General features: G+C 63.0%; 18 protein-coding genes. 2 read left to right on the top strand and 16 right to left on the bottom strand.

What is annotated here, in order from left to right; translation table 11 throughout:
* Positions 1 to 7: 7 nt before the first annotated feature.
* Positions 8 to 235, bottom strand: a complete 228-nt coding sequence (locus tag ACS5Q1_RS17050) for a hypothetical protein (RefSeq protein ID WP_473099309.1) — start codon at positions 233 to 235, stop codon at positions 8 to 10.
* 9 nt (positions 236 to 244) lie between these two features.
* Entirely contained in the window at positions 245 to 1,777 is a 1,533-nt protein-coding gene (locus ACS5Q1_RS17045; RefSeq protein WP_473099308.1) for an acyl-CoA carboxylase subunit beta, read from the bottom strand.
* Between the two features lie 154 nt (positions 1,778 to 1,931).
* Here ACS5Q1_RS17045 and ACS5Q1_RS17040 point away from each other — a divergent pair, with 154 nt between their 5' ends.
* Positions 1,932 to 2,309 carry a hypothetical protein gene (locus ACS5Q1_RS17040; RefSeq protein ID WP_473099307.1) on the top strand — a complete coding sequence of 126 codons (378 nt, stop codon included), beginning with the start codon at positions 1,932 to 1,934 and terminating at the stop codon, positions 2,307 to 2,309.
* A gap of 52 nt (positions 2,310 to 2,361) precedes the next feature.
* Here the strand turns inward: ACS5Q1_RS17040 and ACS5Q1_RS17035 are convergent, their stop codons facing one another.
* The 3 genes from ACS5Q1_RS17035 to ACS5Q1_RS17025 are packed head-to-tail and all read right to left on the bottom strand — an operon-like array spanning position 2,362 to position 3,998.
* The gene (locus ACS5Q1_RS17035; RefSeq protein WP_473099306.1) at positions 2,362 to 3,144 is read right to left on the bottom strand and encodes an ATP12 family chaperone protein; all 783 of its coding nucleotides are present in this window, start codon (positions 3,142 to 3,144) and stop codon (positions 2,362 to 2,364) included.
* Positions 3,145 to 3,160: 16 nt separating this feature from the next.
* A complete protein-coding gene (locus ACS5Q1_RS17030; RefSeq protein WP_473099305.1) occupies positions 3,161 to 3,838 on the bottom strand; it encodes an HAD-IA family hydrolase in 678 nt (225 codons plus the stop codon).
* 34 nt (positions 3,839 to 3,872) lie between these two features.
* Positions 3,873 to 3,998 (bottom strand): hypothetical protein, encoded by a 126-nt coding sequence (locus tag ACS5Q1_RS17025; RefSeq protein WP_473099304.1) that lies wholly within the window; start codon positions 3,996 to 3,998, stop codon positions 3,873 to 3,875.
* Between the two features lie 170 nt (positions 3,999 to 4,168).
* Here ACS5Q1_RS17025 and ACS5Q1_RS17020 point away from each other — a divergent pair, with 170 nt between their 5' ends.
* Positions 4,169 to 5,710, top strand: a complete 1,542-nt coding sequence (locus tag ACS5Q1_RS17020; protein ID WP_473099303.1) for a sensor histidine kinase — start codon at positions 4,169 to 4,171, stop codon at positions 5,708 to 5,710.
* Positions 5,711 to 5,835: 125 nt separating this feature from the next.
* On the opposite strand, the gene ftsH is transcribed toward ACS5Q1_RS17020, so the two are convergent.
* The 11 genes from ftsH to ACS5Q1_RS16965 form a co-directional block, all read right to left on the bottom strand.
* Positions 5,836 to 7,608 carry an ATP-dependent zinc metalloprotease FtsH gene (gene ftsH, locus ACS5Q1_RS17015; protein ID WP_473099302.1) on the bottom strand — a complete coding sequence of 591 codons (1,773 nt, stop codon included), beginning with the start codon at positions 7,606 to 7,608 and terminating at the stop codon, positions 5,836 to 5,838.
* A 116-nt stretch (positions 7,609 to 7,724) separates the two neighbouring features.
* Entirely contained in the window at positions 7,725 to 8,000 is a 276-nt protein-coding gene (locus tag ACS5Q1_RS17010; RefSeq protein ID WP_203443420.1) for a GNAT family N-acetyltransferase, read from the bottom strand.
* 895 nt (positions 8,001 to 8,895) lie between these two features.
* Positions 8,896 to 9,486: a GNAT family N-acetyltransferase gene (locus ACS5Q1_RS17005; protein ID WP_473099301.1), complete on the bottom strand. Its 591-nt coding sequence runs from the start codon at positions 9,484 to 9,486 to the stop codon at positions 8,896 to 8,898.
* A gap of 122 nt (positions 9,487 to 9,608) precedes the next feature.
* Positions 9,609 to 10,070, bottom strand: coding sequence for a hypothetical protein (locus tag ACS5Q1_RS17000; RefSeq protein ID WP_473099300.1), 462 nt, complete (start codon positions 10,068 to 10,070; stop codon positions 9,609 to 9,611).
* 111 nt (positions 10,071 to 10,181) lie between these two features.
* Positions 10,182 to 11,456 carry an RluA family pseudouridine synthase gene (locus ACS5Q1_RS16995; RefSeq protein WP_473099299.1) on the bottom strand — a complete coding sequence of 425 codons (1,275 nt, stop codon included), beginning with the start codon at positions 11,454 to 11,456 and terminating at the stop codon, positions 10,182 to 10,184.
* 43 nt (positions 11,457 to 11,499) lie between these two features.
* The gene (gene crcB / locus ACS5Q1_RS16990) at positions 11,500 to 11,886 is read right to left on the bottom strand and encodes a fluoride efflux transporter CrcB (RefSeq protein ID WP_473099298.1); all 387 of its coding nucleotides are present in this window, start codon (positions 11,884 to 11,886) and stop codon (positions 11,500 to 11,502) included.
* Between the two features lie 9 nt (positions 11,887 to 11,895).
* The gene (locus ACS5Q1_RS16985; protein ID WP_473099297.1) at positions 11,896 to 12,588 is read right to left on the bottom strand and encodes a tetratricopeptide repeat protein; all 693 of its coding nucleotides are present in this window, start codon (positions 12,586 to 12,588) and stop codon (positions 11,896 to 11,898) included.
* 54 nt (positions 12,589 to 12,642) lie between these two features.
* Positions 12,643 to 13,950 (bottom strand): replication-associated recombination protein A, encoded by a 1,308-nt coding sequence (locus ACS5Q1_RS16980; RefSeq protein WP_473099296.1) that lies wholly within the window; start codon positions 13,948 to 13,950, stop codon positions 12,643 to 12,645.
* Positions 13,951 to 14,012: 62 nt separating this feature from the next.
* Positions 14,013 to 15,419, bottom strand: a complete 1,407-nt coding sequence (locus tag ACS5Q1_RS16975) for a Do family serine endopeptidase (RefSeq protein WP_473099295.1) — start codon at positions 15,417 to 15,419, stop codon at positions 14,013 to 14,015.
* A gap of 255 nt (positions 15,420 to 15,674) precedes the next feature.
* A complete protein-coding gene (rplQ, locus tag ACS5Q1_RS16970; RefSeq protein ID WP_473099294.1) occupies positions 15,675 to 16,097 on the bottom strand; it encodes a 50S ribosomal protein L17 in 423 nt (140 codons plus the stop codon).
* 124 nt (positions 16,098 to 16,221) lie between these two features.
* Positions 16,222 to 17,244, bottom strand: coding sequence for a DNA-directed RNA polymerase subunit alpha (locus ACS5Q1_RS16965; RefSeq protein ID WP_170316116.1), 1,023 nt, complete (start codon positions 17,242 to 17,244; stop codon positions 16,222 to 16,224).

Raw genomic sequence — 17,244 nt, 5'->3', positions numbered from 1 at the left:
TCCGCTGTTAGAGTGGAACCTTCAGGCCTCTCTCTAAGCTCAGCAAAGAACCCTCTTCATTTTCGAGAATCCTTAAAGTAATAACAAAAGATAAATTTTCTAATTTAGAAACTACATAATCATAGCAGTCAAGGAAGCACCTCTCTCCATGGATGCCATAATTTGTTGCCGCCCGCTCCAAAAACATCCAATAACCGCCAAATCGGATGTAGTTATCCAGTGATACTGCTTTCATTTTACTATCTTACAATGGAATATTATCGTGCTTCTTCCAGGGCCGCTCGCTCTCCTTGTGACGCAGCATCGCCAGCGCCCGCGCAATCCGACGGCGCGTCGAATGCGGCATGATCACTTCGTCGATGTAGCCGCGCTCGGCTGCCACGAAGGGCGACATGAAGCGGTCCTCGTATTCCTTGGTGCGCGCCGCGATCTTGTCCGCATCGCCGATATCGCCTCGGAAGATGATTTCCACTGCGCCCTTGGCGCCCATCACGGCGATCTGTGCGGTCGGCCAGGCGTAGTTGATGTCGCCGCCGATATGCTTCGAGGCCATCACGTCATAGGCGCCGCCGAAGGCCTTGCGCGTGATCACGGTGACCAGCGGCACGGTCGCTTCCGAATAGGCGAACAGCAGCTTGGCGCCGTGCTTGATCAGGCCGCCATATTCCTGCGCCGTGCCCGGCAGGAAGCCCGGCACGTCCTCGAAGGTGACGATCGGGATGCCGAAGGCATCGCAGAAGCGGACGAAGCGTGCCGCCTTGCGCGACGCGTCCGAGTCGAGCACGCCCGCCAGCACCATCGGCTGATTGGCCACGAAGCCGACCGTGCGGCCCTCGATGCGCCCGAACCCGGTGATGATGTTCTTGGCATAAGCTTCCTGGATCTCGAAGAAGTCGCCCTCGTCCACAACCTTCAGGATCAGCTCCTTCATGTCGTAGGGCTTGTTCGGGTTGTCCGGGATCAAGGTGTCGAGGCTGTCGTCGGTGCGGTTCGGATCGTCGAAGCTCGGGATTTCCGGCACGCCGTCCATGTTGTTGGCGGGCAGGAAATCGATCAGGCGGCGCACCTGCAGGAGTGCTTCCACGTCGTTGTCATAGGCGCCATCGGCCACCGACGACTTGGTGGTGTGCACCTTGGCGCCGCCGAGCTCCTCCGAGGTCACGGTCTCGTTGGTGACGGTCTTCACCACCTCGGGACCGGTGACGAACATGTAGGAGCGGTCGCGGACCATGAAGATGAAGTCGGTCATGGCGGGCGAATAGACGTCGCCGCCGGCGCACGGGCCCATGATCAGCGAGATCTGCGGGATCACGCCCGAGGCGATGACATTGCGCTTGAACACCTCGCCATAGCCGCCGAGTGCCGCCACGCCCTCCTGGATGCGGGCGCCGCCGGCATCGAACAGGCCGACGATGGGGGCGCGCATCTTGAGCGCCATGTCCTGGATCTTGATGATCTTCTGGGCATGCGCCTCGGAGAGCGAGCCGCCGAAGACGGTGAAGTCCTTGGCGAAGACGAAGACGGTGCGGCCGTTGACCGTGCCCCAGCCGGTGACGACGCCGTCGCCGGGGATCTTGACCTTCTCCATGCCGAAATCGGTGGAGCGGTGCTCGACGAACATGTCGAACTCCTCGAACGAGCCCTTGTCGAGCAGGAGCTCGATGCGCTCGCGGGCGGTCAGCTTGCCCCGGCCGTGCTGCGCCTCGATGCGCTTTACACCACCGCCCAGGCGAGCCTGTGCACGCCGCTCCTCAAGCCGTTCAAGCATGTCTTTCATCGGAAATCCCTGGATGCCGGGGGAAATGTTGCTCCCCGCTTAGCACAGCCGTGCCGAGGCCAAAATCCCACTATCGGCGTGTGCTCCACAGCACTTCACAGGGACGGTGGAGCAAGGTAGGAGCAGAGCGTTATAATGTTATAAAGGGGCTGATATGAAGAAGATCCATAAATCTGCGGCTGTCGCCGTGTCCCTCTCCCTCATGGCAGCGGCTTGTGCGAGCCGTTCGGAGGATGTTGGAGCTGCCTATGTCTCATCGGTCACATACCAGAGCTACAGCTGCAAGGAGTTGAGCCTTGAGGCTCAGAGGGTCAGCAGCGCCGCCGCTGCCGCGTCCGGAGCACAGGACTCACAGCGCACCAAGGATGTGGTCGCTACGACGGCCGCCGTCGTCATCTTCTGGCCCGCTGCCTTCTTCGTGGGTGGTGACAATGCCAAGACGGCGGAGCTGGCCAACCTGAAGGGCCAGATGCAGGCCATCGAGGCCGCCTCGATTCAGAAGAAGTGCGGGATCAGCTTTCAACGCACCTGATACGGAATACAGAGATTGCGAGCCACCGATGTGATCGCATCGGCGGCTTTTCTTATTGATTGGATAGGCGATAGACCTTCGAGGCCGCCTTGAAGTCGGCCTCGCGCCGGCGGCGGCGTTCCATGGCCTCGTGATCCTCGCCCCAGACGCCTTCCTGGTAGAGCTCGTCCACATGGGCGGCGGCCCAGGCCTGGTCCGCGTCCATCTGCTGCGCCGCATGGGCGAGCGCGATCAGCACCGAACCGGAAAGCGTAGTCATCACGTGCAGGGCGGCGAGCGCGAAGGGCGAACGGTTCTGCTCGATGGCCTTGCGGATCGCGGCAATCGCCTCCTCCGGCTGGGTCACATGCATGACGCCCTCGCCCAGGGTGAAACGGGCGCCATGGGCATCCTTGACCCAATCGAGAACCGGACGCCATGCCTCGTCCTGGGCTTTGGCCAGCCGCTCGGGCTCGCCGGCGCGATAGTAGACCAGATCGGACCCCGCATAGCGGACGAGATCATCCACCACCTCCGCCTGCCGGGGCGTCACGCCGTCAATGGCAGAGTTGACGATACGGGTGATCGGCATGGTCGAGGGGGCGATCTCGTCCCCCTGCCCTTGCCATTCCGCGGCCAGCGCCTCGGCCAGACCTCGCGCAGGCACGGCCAGGGTCTGCTTGCCGGGGGTCTTGGCGGTGCGCCCATCCAGAGTAAGCAGGAACTGGCCGTCCCGCTCCTCGACTCCAGCGTCCTTGTAGAAGCGCTTGGGCAGGGTGGGCTTCATGCCGGCCTGGGCGGCCCGCATCGGGTTCGGTTCCTCTTCGGACGGGAACCAGTCGCGTGAATCGGTCATGGGCATCAAATGGGTTTCAGGCGGAAATCTTCGAGGGCGTATTCAGGAATTCCTGCAGCACCGTCTCAAGCTCGGCATAGGAATGCACGATGGGCCCTGCCCCCGCCTCGGTGAGAGCCGAGACCTGTTGGAAGCCCCAGGAGACGCCTACGCCCAGTACCCCGGCGGCGCGGGCCATGCCCATGTCGAAGCTCGAATCCCCGACCATGACCGTGTCATGGGGGCTGGCTCCCGTCTCCCGCATCGCCTGCAGGATCATGCCCGGATGGGGCTTCGACGGCGCATCGTCGGCGGTCTGGATCGAGGAGAAGACCCCATGCCAACCGAAATGGTTGACGATGCGCGCCACGCCGCGCTGGGAATTGCCGGTGGCGATCCCGAGCAGCACACCCTCGCGACGGCGCAGCATCTCGATGCACGCGCCGGCCCCGGGAAAGAGCGGCTCGGCATGAGCTGGATCCCGGCGCAAGGTGATGGAGACCTCCTTATAGGTCCTCACCAAGCTCTCGACGGGTGCTTTCGGCCCCGCCAGCGCCATGAAGGCCTCCGGCAGCGAAAGACCGACGATGGAGAGTGCACGCTCCCGGCTCGGAAGCTCCAGGCCATGGGCCGCGAAGGTCCTCTGCTGCGCCGCGACGATGATGTTCTGGCTGTCGACCAGCGTGCCGTCGACATCGAAGAGAATGAGCTTCAAGGATCTCTCTCGGTCCGAAGGAGAAGACGGCGCTTTAGCTTTGCGGCTTGTCGGCGTGGCAGAACTGCGGCGTGTTCATGTTCCAGTTGCCACACTTGTCGCAGGCGGTGGCCATGAGGCCGAGGCCGATGACGGCGGTGATACGGATGATGCGCTTCATGATGGGAGCCCCCTTGGTGGCGCGCACCTTATTCAATAATCCGTGCCGCTGCCAGAAGGCACTGATGGGAAACAATCTTTCACATCGCGGTTTTCCTCCCGTCTGCCTGTAATCGTGCCTAGATCATGAGTAGGATAGGGTTTGTGCGGAAAATGGGCCAAGAAGAATAGATGATAACGACCGAGGCCATGGACAGGGATTCTCTGCTGCACAGACTTGCGGAACTGGAGCGCGAGAATCGCGAACTGCGGACCCGGCTGCAGGAACAACCGAGTTCGGCCGCTTCCCATCCCAAGTCGGCAAATGGCGATGCGGCGGATGACAGCGACTGGCCGCTCCATGTCAGCGAGGAGAAACTCAGACAGATCGCTGATCATCTGCCGGCCCTCGTCGCCTATGTGGACACAGACCAGCGCTACCGCTTCAACAACCGTGCTTACGAGACATGGATCGGGCGCACGCCGGAAAGTCTGTATGGGCTCCGTATCTGGGAGGCCGTCGGTTCCCCGGCCTATGAGCGGACGAGACCCTATATCGAGGCTGTCCTCGCCGGGGAGCGGACCGGGCACGAATGGTGGGCGCCCTTTCGCACAGGCATGCGCTACGTCAAATCGGACTACATCCCCGACCGCGACGAGGACGGTCGCGTCGTCGGCTTTTATGTCCTCGCGTCCGATCTCACCGAATCCAAGCACTCGCAGGCGGCCTTGGCCGAAAGCGAGGCCCGTCTGCGGCTCGCCATCGATGCCGGGCGCATGGCCGTCTGGGAAATCGAGACGGCGACGGACACGGTGACGGTCTCGCCGGAGCTGAAACGGCTGCTCGGGCTTCCTCCGGATGCAAATCTGACCACTGAGGACATCAGGGCACGCTACTATCCGGGAGAACGTGAACGCCTCCGCGCCACGGCCCTGGACGCTCTCGCTCGTGGCGAACGGCATGTGGAGACCGAGCTGCGGATCGTCTGGCCAGACGGCTCCCCGCACTGGCTCCTGCTCCGGGCAGAGATGCAGGACATCAAGGACGGCATACCGGCACGGACCTTGGGCGTGGCGGTCGACATCACGGAGATGAAGAAGGCCGAGGAGCATCAGCAGCTGCTTATCAACGAACTCAATCATCGCGTGAAGAACACTCTGGCGACCGTCCAATCCATCGCTTCTCAGAGCCTGCGCAACGCAGAGACGGCGAACGAAGCCCGCGACGCGGTCGAGGGTCGTCTGTTCGCCCTCTCCCGCGCCCATGATGTGCTGACCCGCGAAAACTGGAACGGGGCCTACCTGCATCAGGTCGTTCAGGGAGCCATCGCTCCTTTCCAGGGCCATGGACACAGCCGCTTCGATCTTCGCGGCCAGGACATACGCCTGCCGCCCCGGATCGCGCTTGCGGTTGCCATGGCGCTTCAGGAGCTCGGCACAAATGCGGTCAAATACGGCGCCCTGTCCGATCAGACGGGACGCATTGCGATCCATTGGTCAGTGACGCAGCAGGCCGGTGGAGCGGCCTTGGAAATGACCTGGCGGGAGATGGATGGCCCAGCCGTTGCCGAGCCCGTTCGGCGAGGCTTCGGCACAAGGCTGATCGAGCGCAGTCTCGCTCAGGAACTCCACGGCGATGTCACCATCACCTTCGCGCCGGACGGCGTCGTTTGCACGATCAACGCGCCGCTGAACGAAGACGGTGACGCGAATCGGGAAGCGGCCCGGGCCTGAGAGGCTGGCTCATCAGCACACGCTATTCGCTTTGAAGCACGGGCGGCTCTTTCCCTCCCCCCTTGTCGGGAGGAGAGCCGGAGTCGCGTCTTATCAACTTTGAGGTTGGATAGCCGACCGCCCGATCAGGCGGCCAGTCTCGTCTCCTGCTTCGCGACGATCGCGCGGATCTCGTCACCTTCGATCGTCTCATGCTCCAGCAGCGCCTCGGTCAGGGCATCGAGGGCATCGCGGTTATCCTCGATGCAGGTCTTCGCGGCCGCATACATCTCGTCGATGATGCGCCGGATTTCCTGCTCGACCTCGCGCGGGAGACTCTCGCCCGAGCGCGCGACGCGGACCATGCCGATGGCCGGGCTCATGCCCCATTCGGTCACCATCTTGGTCACGATATTGGTGGCATGAGCGATGTCACTCGCAGCCCCCGTCGTGACCTTTTTGGGACCGAACACGACCTCTTCCGCAGCCCGTCCGCCCATGGCGACGATCAGGTCCGCCTCGAGCTTCTCCACCGGGATGCAGAACCGATCATGCTCCGGCAGCCGCATGACGAGGCCCAGCGCCTGGCCGTGCGGGATGATGGTGGCGCTGTGCACCTTGTCGGAGGCCGGCAGCAGGCAGGCGCAGAGGGCGTGACCCGCCTCATGCACGGCAACCAGCCTGCGTTCCTCGTCCGTAATCACGAGGGACCGCCGCTCGAGACCCATGATGATCTTGTTGCGGGCCGCTTCCAGGTGGTCGCGCGTGACCATTTTGACACCCTCGCGAGCCGCGAAGATCGCCGCCTCGTTCAGGAGGTTGCCGAGATCGGCGCCTGAGAAGCCGGGCGTGCCCTTGGCGATGGAGGCGAGGCTGACGCCCTCCGCAAGCTTCACGTTGCGGGCATGAACGTTGAGGATCGCCTCGCGGCCGGAAATATCGGGCAGGCCGATATGCACCTGACGGTCGAAGCGGCCGGGACGCAGCAGCGCCGGATCGAGCACGTCGACGCGGTTCGTCGCGCCGATGACGATCACGCCGGCGGTGGTGTTGAAGCCGTCCATCTCCACGAGAAGCTGGTTCAGCGTCGACTCGAATTCGCGGTCGGCCGCCGAGCCTCCGCCACCGCGCTTGCGGCCGATGGCGTCGATCTCGTCGATGAAGATCAGGCACGGCGCCTTCTTGCGGGCCTGCTCGAAGAGCTTGGACACACGGCCCTTGGCGATACCGATCAGGGGCGCCGAGAAATCGCTGCCCGATACGGCCATGAAGGAGACCCCTGCCTCGCCGGCCAGCGCCTTGGCGATCAGGGTCTTGCCCGTTCCGGGCGGCCCGACCATCAGGAGGCCGCGAGGGATGCGCGCGCCCACCTTCGTAAAGGCTTCGGAATCGCGTAAGAATGCGATCACCTCCTGCAACTCGGCCTTGGCTTCCTCCTGGCCCGCGACATCGTCGAAGCGGTTCGGGATGCTCCGGACGACCTTGGGCCAGCGGGAGGTCGGCTTGAAGTCGGTCTGGATCGCCAGCATGAGGAGCACGGCCGCCACAAGAATAATCGGCACCAGGATGCTGGCGAGATGGGCCGCGTCGAAACCGGGCTTCTTGAAATCGACCTCCGCGCCGGAGGCGGTGATCCGCTCGATGTAATCGGCGCTCACGAGGCCATTGGGCATGCGCACGAAAACGTTCCCGTCCGCCATCGAGACGGAGAGACCGCCGCTCTCGATCAGGACCTTCTGGACCTTCTTGCCGGCGAGGTCGCGTGTGAATTCCGAATAGGTGATCTCGACAGCAGGCTCGGCCAGCAGACGGGGGCCGATGAACACGGCGGCTGCAATGACCAGGGCAAGGATGGCGGCTGAAACAGCCACGCTTTTCTTGGCCAGAACCCTTCTGGCTTTTTCGAGAACATTGGTCACGGGCGGCGCCCCCATAGCGCGGTATGGAATTTTTTGGAGGAGCCGCTGTTTAGTCGATTTTGACGCAGATCGCAGTACGGCGAATAGGCACACCCACCGAACGGATAGGATCGGCGTCAGTTTAGGAGATCGCTGTATTCCTTATGTCGGCGGATCCAGGCCCAGGCATAGCCGCAGAGCGGCGTGATCTTGCGCCCCTCCGAGCGGGCAATCTCAGCCACGCCCTGCATCAGTTCGCCAGCCGCCCCGGTACCGCGCAGCGGAATGGCGGCCTCCACATGGCGGATCACGAGATCGGATCCGCGCCGCTCGTAATTGGCGAAAGCGATATGCCCGTTCCGTTCGAGTTCGAACCGACGGTGGGCGGCGTTATCGCGAACGATGCTGCTCATGCTTCAACTCACGTTACAAGCCTGTCGGAGACCAACGTTGCCCGACGGACGGCGTTCCGCAACAGGGAAAGGCTCGTCACGTACATACTGAGCGGATGAATACCCTTTTCCCCTCGCTACGCGCCCTTGCGGGAATGACACTGCATTCCAAGCCCCCGCGCGTCATGGCCGGGCTTGTCCCTGCCATCCACGTCCTTACAGCGTTGCAGTTCCCAAGGCGTGGGTTCCCGGGACAAGCCCGGGGATGACGGCGGAAGTGTACCCTCGAGATGATGTTCCTGTTCTCATTTTGTTCTTGACAATGATCCTAACCTGGGCTATATCATTGCGTAGATCTGCTCCTGAGAGGGGTGCGCTCGCGAGGCGTCGCAGTGTGGGAGCAGGCACGGTCCCGTGGCTGAGGTGACGCAGCCTCATCCGACGGGAGGCCCAGGATGTGGGCCGGTGGTCGGGATCGGTCGCAGGCCGCCGTCGCGCAGACGGTCACCGCCTGCGGCGGTTGACTGAGCCGGCCTCGCCTGTCCGCCTCAACAAGCCGTGCGCGAAGAGACAGTTCGGCTCTTCCCTTCACCATCAGACATCGAGCCGGGCTGCCTGTCGCGCCACCCTCGATCAACCCTCAGGCTCGCAGCGCAAGCTGCGGGCCCCAGACTGCTGGCTCTTTGACACAGACCCATCGACACCCGCGCCCGTCATGGCCGGACTTGTTCCGGCCATCCACGTCTTGGGAACCACAGTGGTGCCAAGACATGGATCCCCGGGACTGATCCCCGGATCAAGTCCGGGGACGGGGATGACGCCAGAGAGGCGGACGAAGGAACGTCATCCCGGACGGTGCTAGCCGATTCACGAGTACCCTCAGAATGATCGAGCGAAAGCTCCCACCGAGCAGATTTCAGATCGACGTCAGCCGTCGTTCCAACCCCGCCTTCACCGCAGGCCATTCCTCTTGGACGATGCTGTAGGTCGCTGTGTCGCGGATGTGCCCGTCGGGCATGATCATGTGATGGCGCAGGATGCCGTCGAGCTTGGCACCAAGGCGCTCGATGGCGGCACGGGACTGGTCGTTGCGGGCATGAGTGCGAATCTCGACGGAAATACAGCCTAGCGTCTCGAAGGCATGGCGCAGCATGAGGAACTTCGCCTCGGTGTTGACGAAGGTCCGCTGCCAGGACTTGGCGATCCAGGTGGTCCCGATCTCGACCCGATGATTGGCGGCATCGATGTTCATGTAGCGCGTCGAGCCGACAACCCGGTTGCCGTCGTTCACCACCGTGGCGAAAGGAAGGGCAAGGCCTGCGGCCTGAAGTTCCAGCGCCTTCTGCACATAAGCCTCGAACCCTTCCGGCCGGGGCACGGTCGTCGTCTTCTTCTCCCAAAGCTCGCCATCGCTGGCGGCGATGCCCAGAGCCGGAACATCCGCGAGGCTCAGCGGACGCAAGGTCAAACGATCCGTCGAGAGGGTTACGGGCTCGATGTGCAGCATGAGAGAAGTGCCTTTCCGATCTGCTGCTTTGTCTCCGATTCAGGGACGGCCTGCAACGGTCAAGGCACCATCAGGAGGCGGATAGCCTCCTGACGTGGTTGTCCTTCGTATAAGAACGCGCCTCAGCTCAGCAGATAGACGAGGCCAGGCAGGCTCACGGCCAGAGCAGCGAGAACCCAGGCACCGACTGCGGATTCCCAGGCGACGTTGCCCGTCGCGTTCCGCAATCTCAGAGCGCAGGTCCCGGCTTCCATCGTGCGTCCGCTCAGGCACGAGCAGAGGGCATAATGGGCCTGACCGTCGGAGAGCGCGAAGTAACGCATGGCATCGCCGAGCCGGTCGCTCGCCAGTCCATCAGCACGCAGGATGGGGTCGTCATAGGCGACCGTGAGCGGCGAGTCGTCCTCGCGGACCAGCGCTCGCTCCGCCGGCGGCTTGTACTCGATTTCACCGAGGGAGTTCAGGCGGCGCTTGGGATCCTTTTCGAGCAGGTCGATCCAGCGCTGAAGTCGCTCCTCGCGGGAGAGCGGTCTCGGCTGAACGTCGGCTACGCTACGGAGCTGATCAAGAGGCTTGTGTTCCATCGATCTCCTCCTTGTCATCTCAACAGCCAAAAGGCTGAATGAGACACTTGATGCTGCGCTTGATGCGCGGCGAAAGTGCGACAGGGAGAATGATCGAAGGTGTTATGAAAGCTACTCTTCCGGCGCCTCGACGATGGGATCGTAGCGGCTCGTATCGAGGCCGAGGAGGTTGAAGCTCTGCTGCATGTGCGGCGGCAGCGGCGCGGTGACGTCGATGGGCTTGCCGGTGCGCGGATGGGCGATGACGATGCGGCGCGCGAGAAGGTGCAGCTTGTTCTGGATGCCGCCGGGCAGCTCCCAGTTCTCGATGTCGAAATATTTCGGATCGCCGACGATGGGATGGCCGATATGAGCCGTATGGGCGCGCAGTTGGTGCGTGCGTCCGGTCACGGGCTTCAGCGACAGCCAGGCGAGCTTCTGTGCCGCCGTATCGACCACCGCATAATAGGTCAGCGCGTGGCTCGCCCCCTCGTCGCCATGGCGCGCCACACGCATGCGGGAATCGCCCTCGTCGGCTTCCTTGGCGAGATAGGTCGACACCCTGCCCTGCCGCACGCGCGGCACACCGGCGACGAGCGCCCAGTAGATCTTGCGCGTGGTGCGGGAACGGAAGGATTTCGCCATGGTCGATGCGGCAAAGCGCGTCTTGGCGATGACGAGGCAGCCGGCCGTGTCCTTGTCGAGACGATGCACGAGACGCGGTTTCTGCCCGTCGTCATCCTTGAGAGCTTCGAGCAGCCCGTCCACATGCCGCTTGGTGCCCGATCCGCCCTGGACCGCGAGCCCCATCGGCTTGTTGATGATGAGAACGTCCTTGTCCTCGTAGAGCGTGATCGACTTCAGGAAGTCGCGGTCATCCTGGTCCTTGGCCGCGCTGCGGGAGACCGGCCGCTGCTGATCGAGCTTCAAGGGCGGCACGCGGACTTTCTGCCCGGGCACCAGACGGTCGTTCGGCTGCGCCCTCTTGCCGTCGATGCGCAACTCGCCTTTGCGGACGATGCGCTGGATATGGGTGAAAGCGAGTTGCGGGAAGCGGGCGACCAGGAAACGGTCGACGCGCATATCGGCTTCATCCGGCTCGACCACGAGGGTCTGCACGCCGGTCGCCAGCACTTCCTGGGCTGCCGCCTTGGCCTGAGCCCGTGTCGGCTGGCGCGGAGCTTCCGCCGCAGGCCTTGCCTGCTTCGGCCGTGCAGCCGGCTTCTCGCGCAAGGCCGATGTCGCATGCGTCTTGCCCGCAGCCGATTTCAACCCGCCCAGCTTCGCCGAGGAGGACTTAGGCGATGAAGCCTTGCGCGCTGGCTTGTCCTCGCGCGAGCGAAAGCCCTGCCGGGCACCCGAGCGCCCACCGCGGGCACCATTCCGTTCTGAACCGCTTTTTCTCATGGATCTGTCGGTATCAGAGCGCCGCGCAGGCGGCAATCGAGGTTTAGGCGCTGATCGCTCTCACCAGCCCGAGGCCGGCGACCAATCCGGCGATGGAGAGAACCACCGAAGCGACCACATAAGTTGCGGCAAGCCCGAGTTGCCCACGCTCCCAAACCAGCACCGCATCGAGGGAAAAAGCCGAGAAGGTGGTGAAGCCGCCGAGAATTCCGGTCGTGAGGAAGAGCCGCAGAGGCTGGCTCCAGCCCTCGCCGGCCTTGAAGGCGAGCCATCCGGCAAGAACGCCCATGATGAAGGAGCCGACGACGTTGACCGTGAGCGTCCCCCACGGAAAAGCTGTTCCGCAATAGCGCGCGCAGCCGACATTCACCCCATGCCGGAGCGCGCCGCCAATCCCGGCGCCCAGGAAGACGAGGAGGTAGGATTTCATGCACCCAAGCTAGCAGCCAGCCTTCTGCTTGAACAAGGCCAGATCGCGTTCGACTTTTTCAAGATCCTGCCCTTTCACCTGCATAATGAGGCGGCAGGCTTCATCACGATTTCCAGATTGCAATGTGGCCCAAGCCAGGTTCATGCGAGGCAAAGCCCAATCGGGAGTATCTTTCACAGCCTGTTCCAGGATCGGCTTCGCCTCGGCAGGACGATTGGCAATCAGGAGCATCCGGCCATGGTCTGCCCGAAGCGGCGCGGCTGGAGATTTCATGCGGGCAGCCAATCGGAAAAGCTCGTCCGCGTAGTCGAAATCTTTGAAACGCGCAGCAGCAACAAGAGCAAAGCCGTGGTAGACACCGCTCTGTTGCGGATCGAGCAAAAAGCCCTGATTGAACCGCTTTGCTGCGGTGGCAATGTCATTGTCCGACAGGAAGGCGCGCATACCGGCAGCGATCGCCGTCCCTGCTGCCCTCGACCGATCCGGAACCCTTTCCAGAACAGCGTCGACAAGCTTCTTATCGGCCGCTTTTTGGGCTTCGGACTTTTCGATGAAGTTGAAGAACGGCGCTTCGTCGTCAGGTACTTGATATGTCTTGCGGCTGACGCTGACACCGGGAGCAATTTCGGCTTTTTGAGCCTGGGCAGGTCCGGGAATTGTAACCGCTGCCAGCCAGATCAGGAGAAGTATCGGATTCTTCACATGTGCCTCCCTGCCCCACCAACGTAGCAGGAAAGAAAGCACGAAGAAACACAGTTACTTTTGACGATCCTTGCGGAGCTTCTCCCACCAATCCAGGCGCTTCCTGATCTCGCGCTCGAAGCCGCGGTCCACCGGCTCGTAGAATTCTTGCCGCCCCAGCTTCTCGGGCCAGTAATCCTGACCTGAGAAGGCGTCGGGTTCGTCGTGGTCGTAGCGGTAGCTCTCGCCATAGCCGATCTGCTTCATGAGCTTGGTCGGTGCGTTGAGGATCGTCTTGGGCGGCATGAGAGAGCCGTGCTCCTTCGCAACCCGGGTGGCGGCCTTGTAAGCGGTGTAGAGTGCGTTCGATTTCGGTGCGGTGGCGAGATAGACCGCGGCCTGAGCGAGCGCTAGTTCCCCTTCCGGTGAGCCGAGGAAGTCGAAGGCGTCCTTGGCCGCGTTGGCGATGACGAGGGCCTGCGGATCGGCAAGTCCGATATCTTCCACCGCCATCCGGACCAGCCGGCGGGCGATAAAAAGCCGGTCCTCGCCCGCGTCCAACATGCGGGCGAGGTAATAGAGCGCCGCGTCCGGATCGGAGCCTCGGACGGTTTTGTGCAGGGCGGAGATGAGGTTGTAATGCCCCTCCTGGCCCTTGTCGTAGATGGGTGCGCGGCGCTGGATGATCTCCTGCAGTTGCTCCGCATCGAAGATCTCGCCGGGCTTCGCCGAGCGCCACACCTCTTCGGCCAGCGTCAGGGCCGCGCGCCCATCGCCGTCCGCCATGCGTACCAGTGACGCCCTCGCCTCTTCATCGAGCGGCAGGCTTTTTCCGGTAACCTCCTCCGCACGGGCCAGGATCTGTTCGATAGCCGCCTCGTCGAGCGACTTGAAGAGAAGCACTCGGGCGCGTGACAGAAGCGCGGCGTTCAGCTCGAAAGACGGGTTCTCGGTAGTCGCGCCGACTAGCGTGATGGTGCCGTCTTCCATGACGGGCAGGAAGGCGTCGAGCTGGGCCCGGTTGAAGCGATGGATCTCGTCCACGAAGAGCAAGGTGCCCTTGCCGATGGAGCGTCGAAGGCGAGCCGCCTCAAAGACCTTCTTGAGGTCCGCCACGCCGGAAAAGATTGCCGAGATCTGCTCGAAATGAAGCTCCGTCTCATGGGCGAGCAGGCGCGCGACGGTGGTCTTGCCGGTGCCGGGTGGGCCCCAGAAGATCAGGGATCCCAAGGTTTTCGATGCGATGAGCCGGGTCAGGATGCCGTCCGCCCCCACGAGATGATCCTGGCCGACCACCTCGGAGAGCTTGGTCGGCCGCATCCTGTCCGCCAGCGGACGGGGCGCATTCTGATCGAGGCCGGCGGAGGAAAACAGGTCACTCATGATGCTTCCGGGACTCGGAGACGGACAGAAATCATTACCCGATCTCCCTGCCGCCGTCCCGCCTATCGCCCGAAAACTGTCGTGAACACGCGCCCGCCCCGGCTGACGGTCACTTCCCAATAACCACTGTTCCGGTTGATCACGCGCTCGGCATCCTTGGTGGAGGCAAGCCTCTCGCCATTGATGGCGACGATCTGGTCGCCCTTTTCGAAGCCCACGCTGCCGGCGAGGCTGCGCTCGTCGATATCCGCAACCACCACGCCGTCATCTGCGATATCGATCTGCAGTTCGTCGGCGACCGCCGGCGACATGTTCACGAGTGTGGCCCCGGCAAAGGGCGTGCGATTGCGGCCGCGCACGGATTCCCGCGGTGGGTTCTCGGGCGGAGGCACAAGCTTCACCTGGATCGTCGTCTGCTTGCCGCCGCGCAAGACCGTGATCGGCGTCTGCCCCTGCGTGCCCTTGAGCGTGAAGCGGTAGCCGAAGGAATCTGGGTTGTCGACCGGCTGTCCGTCGACCATCAGAATGGCGTCGCCCCGCTTGAGACCGGCTTCAGCAGCAGGTCCCTTGTCGTAGATCGCGGCCACGAGGACGCCGGTCGGGCGCTCCAGCCCGAGGCCGTTGGCGATATCGCCGTCCACGGGCTGGAGGCGTGCGCCGAGCCAGGGCCGGACCACGTTCTTGGCACCGCCCCTGGCAGAATTCAGCACCACCCTGACCATGCTTGATGGAACGGCAAAGCCGATGCCAATGCTGCCGCCAGAGCGGGAATAGATCGCCGTGTTGATACCGACCACGCGACCGCTCATGTCGATGAGCGCGCCGCCCGAGTTGCCGGGATTGATGGCGGCATCGGTCTGGATGAAGAACTGATAGTCCGAGATGCCGACCTGGGTGCGGGCGAGCGCCGAGACGATACCCTGAGTCACCGTCTGTCCCACGCCGAAGGGATTGCCAATGGCGAGCACGAGATCGCCGACCTGAAGGGCCTCCGAGTCACCAAGCTCGATCGCCTGCAGGTTGGTAGCGTCCTTCAGCTTGAGCACCGCGATATCCGTACGGGAGTCGCGCAGCAGGATCTCCGCCTCGAATTCCCGCCGGTCGGCGAGGGCCACCTTCACCTCGTTCATGTTCTCGATCACGTGATTGTTCGTGATCACGAGCCCCAAGGGATCAACGATCACGCCCGAGCCGAGGGAGCTCTGGGACCGGCCGCGCGGCACACCCGGTGCATTGTCACCAAAGAAGCGGCGGAAATAATCCTCGATGGCCGCGTTCTGCCGGCGGTCGTTGCGCTTGGCATAGACGTTGACGACGGATCCAGCGGTCTGGCGCACGACGGGCGCAAAGGACAACTGGACCTGCGCCTTGCTTTCGGGAACGACGCGCTGCGTCTGTGCCTGTCCGCCGGCTGGGGCAAAGGCCAGTATGGCGGCGAGAAATCCGATCGCGGGGTGAAAGAAGCGCATTCCTGTCGAATCCTGTGTTCAAAGGCCGTTATGGATAGAACGCGGGAAGCAAAACACCAAGTTCCAACCGCTGGCTCTAGCGCATCGTGCGGAAAAGTGGACCCGGTTTTCCGCTCCGAACGATGCGCCACCTATAGGAGGGAGCATCGGACCCAAAAGTGGGTCCACTTTTGGGTCCGATGCTCTGGCATGGCCGCCGAAAACAAAAAAGGCGGCCCGAAGACCGCCCTTCATGAAAATCTCTGAACCGAGAGCTTACTCGGCCGCCTCGACGAGCTCGTCCTTCTGGGTCGGGCCCGAATCCTGGCCGCGCGCATCGACGTCGCGGTCCACAAACTCGATCACGGCGAGCGGAGCGTTGTCGCCGTAGCGGAAGCCGGCCTTCAGGACGCGGGTGTAGCCACCGTTGCGGTCCTGATAGCGCTTGCCGAGGACCTCGAAGAGCTTCTTGACCATCGCCTCGTCGCGCAGCTTCGACATGGCGAGGCGGCGGGCATGCAGGTCGCCGCGCTTACCCAGCGTGATCAGCTTCTCGACGACCGGGCGCAGGTCCTTGGCCTTCGGGAGCGTCGTGACGATCTGCTCGTGCTTGATCAGCGCAGCCGCCATATTGGCGAACATGGCCTTGCGGTGCTCGGTCGTGCGGTTGAAGCGACGACCACGGAATCCGTGACGCATTGGCTTTCTCCTAAATCTTCCGGCCGCCGTGCCAAGGGACGGACCGTCTCTCTTGATTACCGCCGGTTTCCGGCGGGGCTTGATCGAAGCCGCTCCTCATTCCTGACAAGCGGCTTCGAAAATCTTAGTAGTGCTCTTCGAAGCGCTTCGCGAGGTCTTCGATGTTCTCCGGCGGCCAGCCCGGCACATCCATGCCGAGGTGCAGGCCCATGCCGGCCAGAACTTCCTTGATCTCATTGAGCGACTTGCGGCCGAAGTTCGGAGTGCGGAGCATTTCCGCCTCTGACTTCTGGATGAGGTCACCGATATAGACGATGTTGTCGTTCTTCAGGCAGTTCGCCGAACGGACCGACAGCTCAAGCTCGTCGACCTTCTTGAGGAGCGCCGGGTTGAACGGCAGCTGCGGCGCGGCAGCGGCAGCCTCTTCCTTGCGCGGCTCTTCGAAGTTGACGAAGACCTGGAGCTGGTCCTGCAGGATGCGGGCGGCATAGGCCACGGCATCCTCAGGCGTCACGGCGCCATTGGTCTCGACCGTCATGATCAGCTTGTCGTAGTCGAGAATCTGGCCTTCGCGGGTGTTCTCGATGCGATAAGAGACCTTCTTTACCGGGCTGTAGAGCGAGTCGACCGGGATGAGGCCGATCGGGGCGTCCTCGGTGCGGTTGCGCTCGGCGGGAACATAGCCCTTGCCGGTATCGACCGTGAACTCCATGCGGATCTCGGCGCCCTCGTCGAGGGTGCAGAGCACGAGCTCGGGGTTCAGGATCTGCACGTCGCCGACCGTGTTGATGTCGCCAGCGGTGACGGCGCCAGGGCCGGTCTTGCGGAGCGTCATGCGCTTCGCGCCCTCGCCCTGCATCTTGATGGCGATCGTCTTCACGTTGAGGACGATGTCGGTCACGTCCTCACGGACGCCCGGGATGGACGAGAACTCGTGCAGTACACCGTCGATATGGATCGCCGTCACTGCCGCGCCCTGGAGCGACGACAGGAGGACCCGGCGCAGCGAGTTGCCGAGCGTCGTGCCGAAGCCACGCTCGAGCGGCTCGGCCACGACCGTCGCAATACGCTTCGGATCGTCGCCGGGGGCAACCTCAAGCTTGTTCGGCTTAATCAGCTCTTGCCAGTTCTTTTGGATCACAACCAC

The organism is Microvirga sp. GN3, assembly GCF_055792825.1.
Note: the sequence above shows the minus strand (reverse complement) of the source record. Positions and strands in the feature narration are given on the sequence as shown.

Excerpts from the sequence above, each read along its gene's own strand:
- ACS5Q1_RS17020 (WP_473099303.1), top strand. The coding sequence starts at position 4,169 with ATGATAACGACCGAGGCCATGGACAGGGATTCTCTGCTGCACAGACTT.
- ACS5Q1_RS17005 (WP_473099301.1), bottom strand. The coding sequence starts at position 9,486 with ATGCTGCACATCGAGCCCGTAACCCTCTCGACGGATCGTTTGACCTTG.
- crcB (WP_473099298.1), bottom strand. The coding sequence starts at position 11,886 with ATGAAATCCTACCTCCTCGTCTTCCTGGGCGCCGGGATTGGCGGCGCG.
- ACS5Q1_RS17045 (WP_473099308.1), bottom strand. The coding sequence starts at position 1,777 with ATGAAAGACATGCTTGAACGGCTTGAGGAGCGGCGTGCACAGGCTCGC.
- ACS5Q1_RS17040 (WP_473099307.1), top strand. The coding sequence starts at position 1,932 with ATGAAGAAGATCCATAAATCTGCGGCTGTCGCCGTGTCCCTCTCCCTC.
- ACS5Q1_RS16995 (WP_473099299.1), bottom strand. The coding sequence starts at position 11,456 with ATGAGAAAAAGCGGTTCAGAACGGAATGGTGCCCGCGGTGGGCGCTCG.
- ACS5Q1_RS17025 (WP_473099304.1), bottom strand. The coding sequence starts at position 3,998 with ATGAAGCGCATCATCCGTATCACCGCCGTCATCGGCCTCGGCCTCATG.
- ACS5Q1_RS16975 (WP_473099295.1), bottom strand. The coding sequence starts at position 15,419 with ATGCGCTTCTTTCACCCCGCGATCGGATTTCTCGCCGCCATACTGGCC.
- ACS5Q1_RS17010 (WP_203443420.1), bottom strand. The coding sequence starts at position 8,000 with ATGAGCAGCATCGTTCGCGATAACGCCGCCCACCGTCGGTTCGAACTC.
- ACS5Q1_RS17035 (WP_473099306.1), bottom strand. The coding sequence starts at position 3,144 with ATGACCGATTCACGCGACTGGTTCCCGTCCGAAGAGGAACCGAACCCG.
- ACS5Q1_RS17050 (WP_473099309.1), bottom strand. The coding sequence starts at position 235 with ATGAAAGCAGTATCACTGGATAACTACATCCGATTTGGCGGTTATTGG.
- ACS5Q1_RS16980 (WP_473099296.1), bottom strand. The coding sequence starts at position 13,950 with ATGAGTGACCTGTTTTCCTCCGCCGGCCTCGATCAGAATGCGCCCCGT.
- ACS5Q1_RS17000 (WP_473099300.1), bottom strand. The coding sequence starts at position 10,070 with ATGGAACACAAGCCTCTTGATCAGCTCCGTAGCGTAGCCGACGTTCAG.
- rplQ (WP_473099294.1), bottom strand. The coding sequence starts at position 16,097 with ATGCGTCACGGATTCCGTGGTCGTCGCTTCAACCGCACGACCGAGCAC.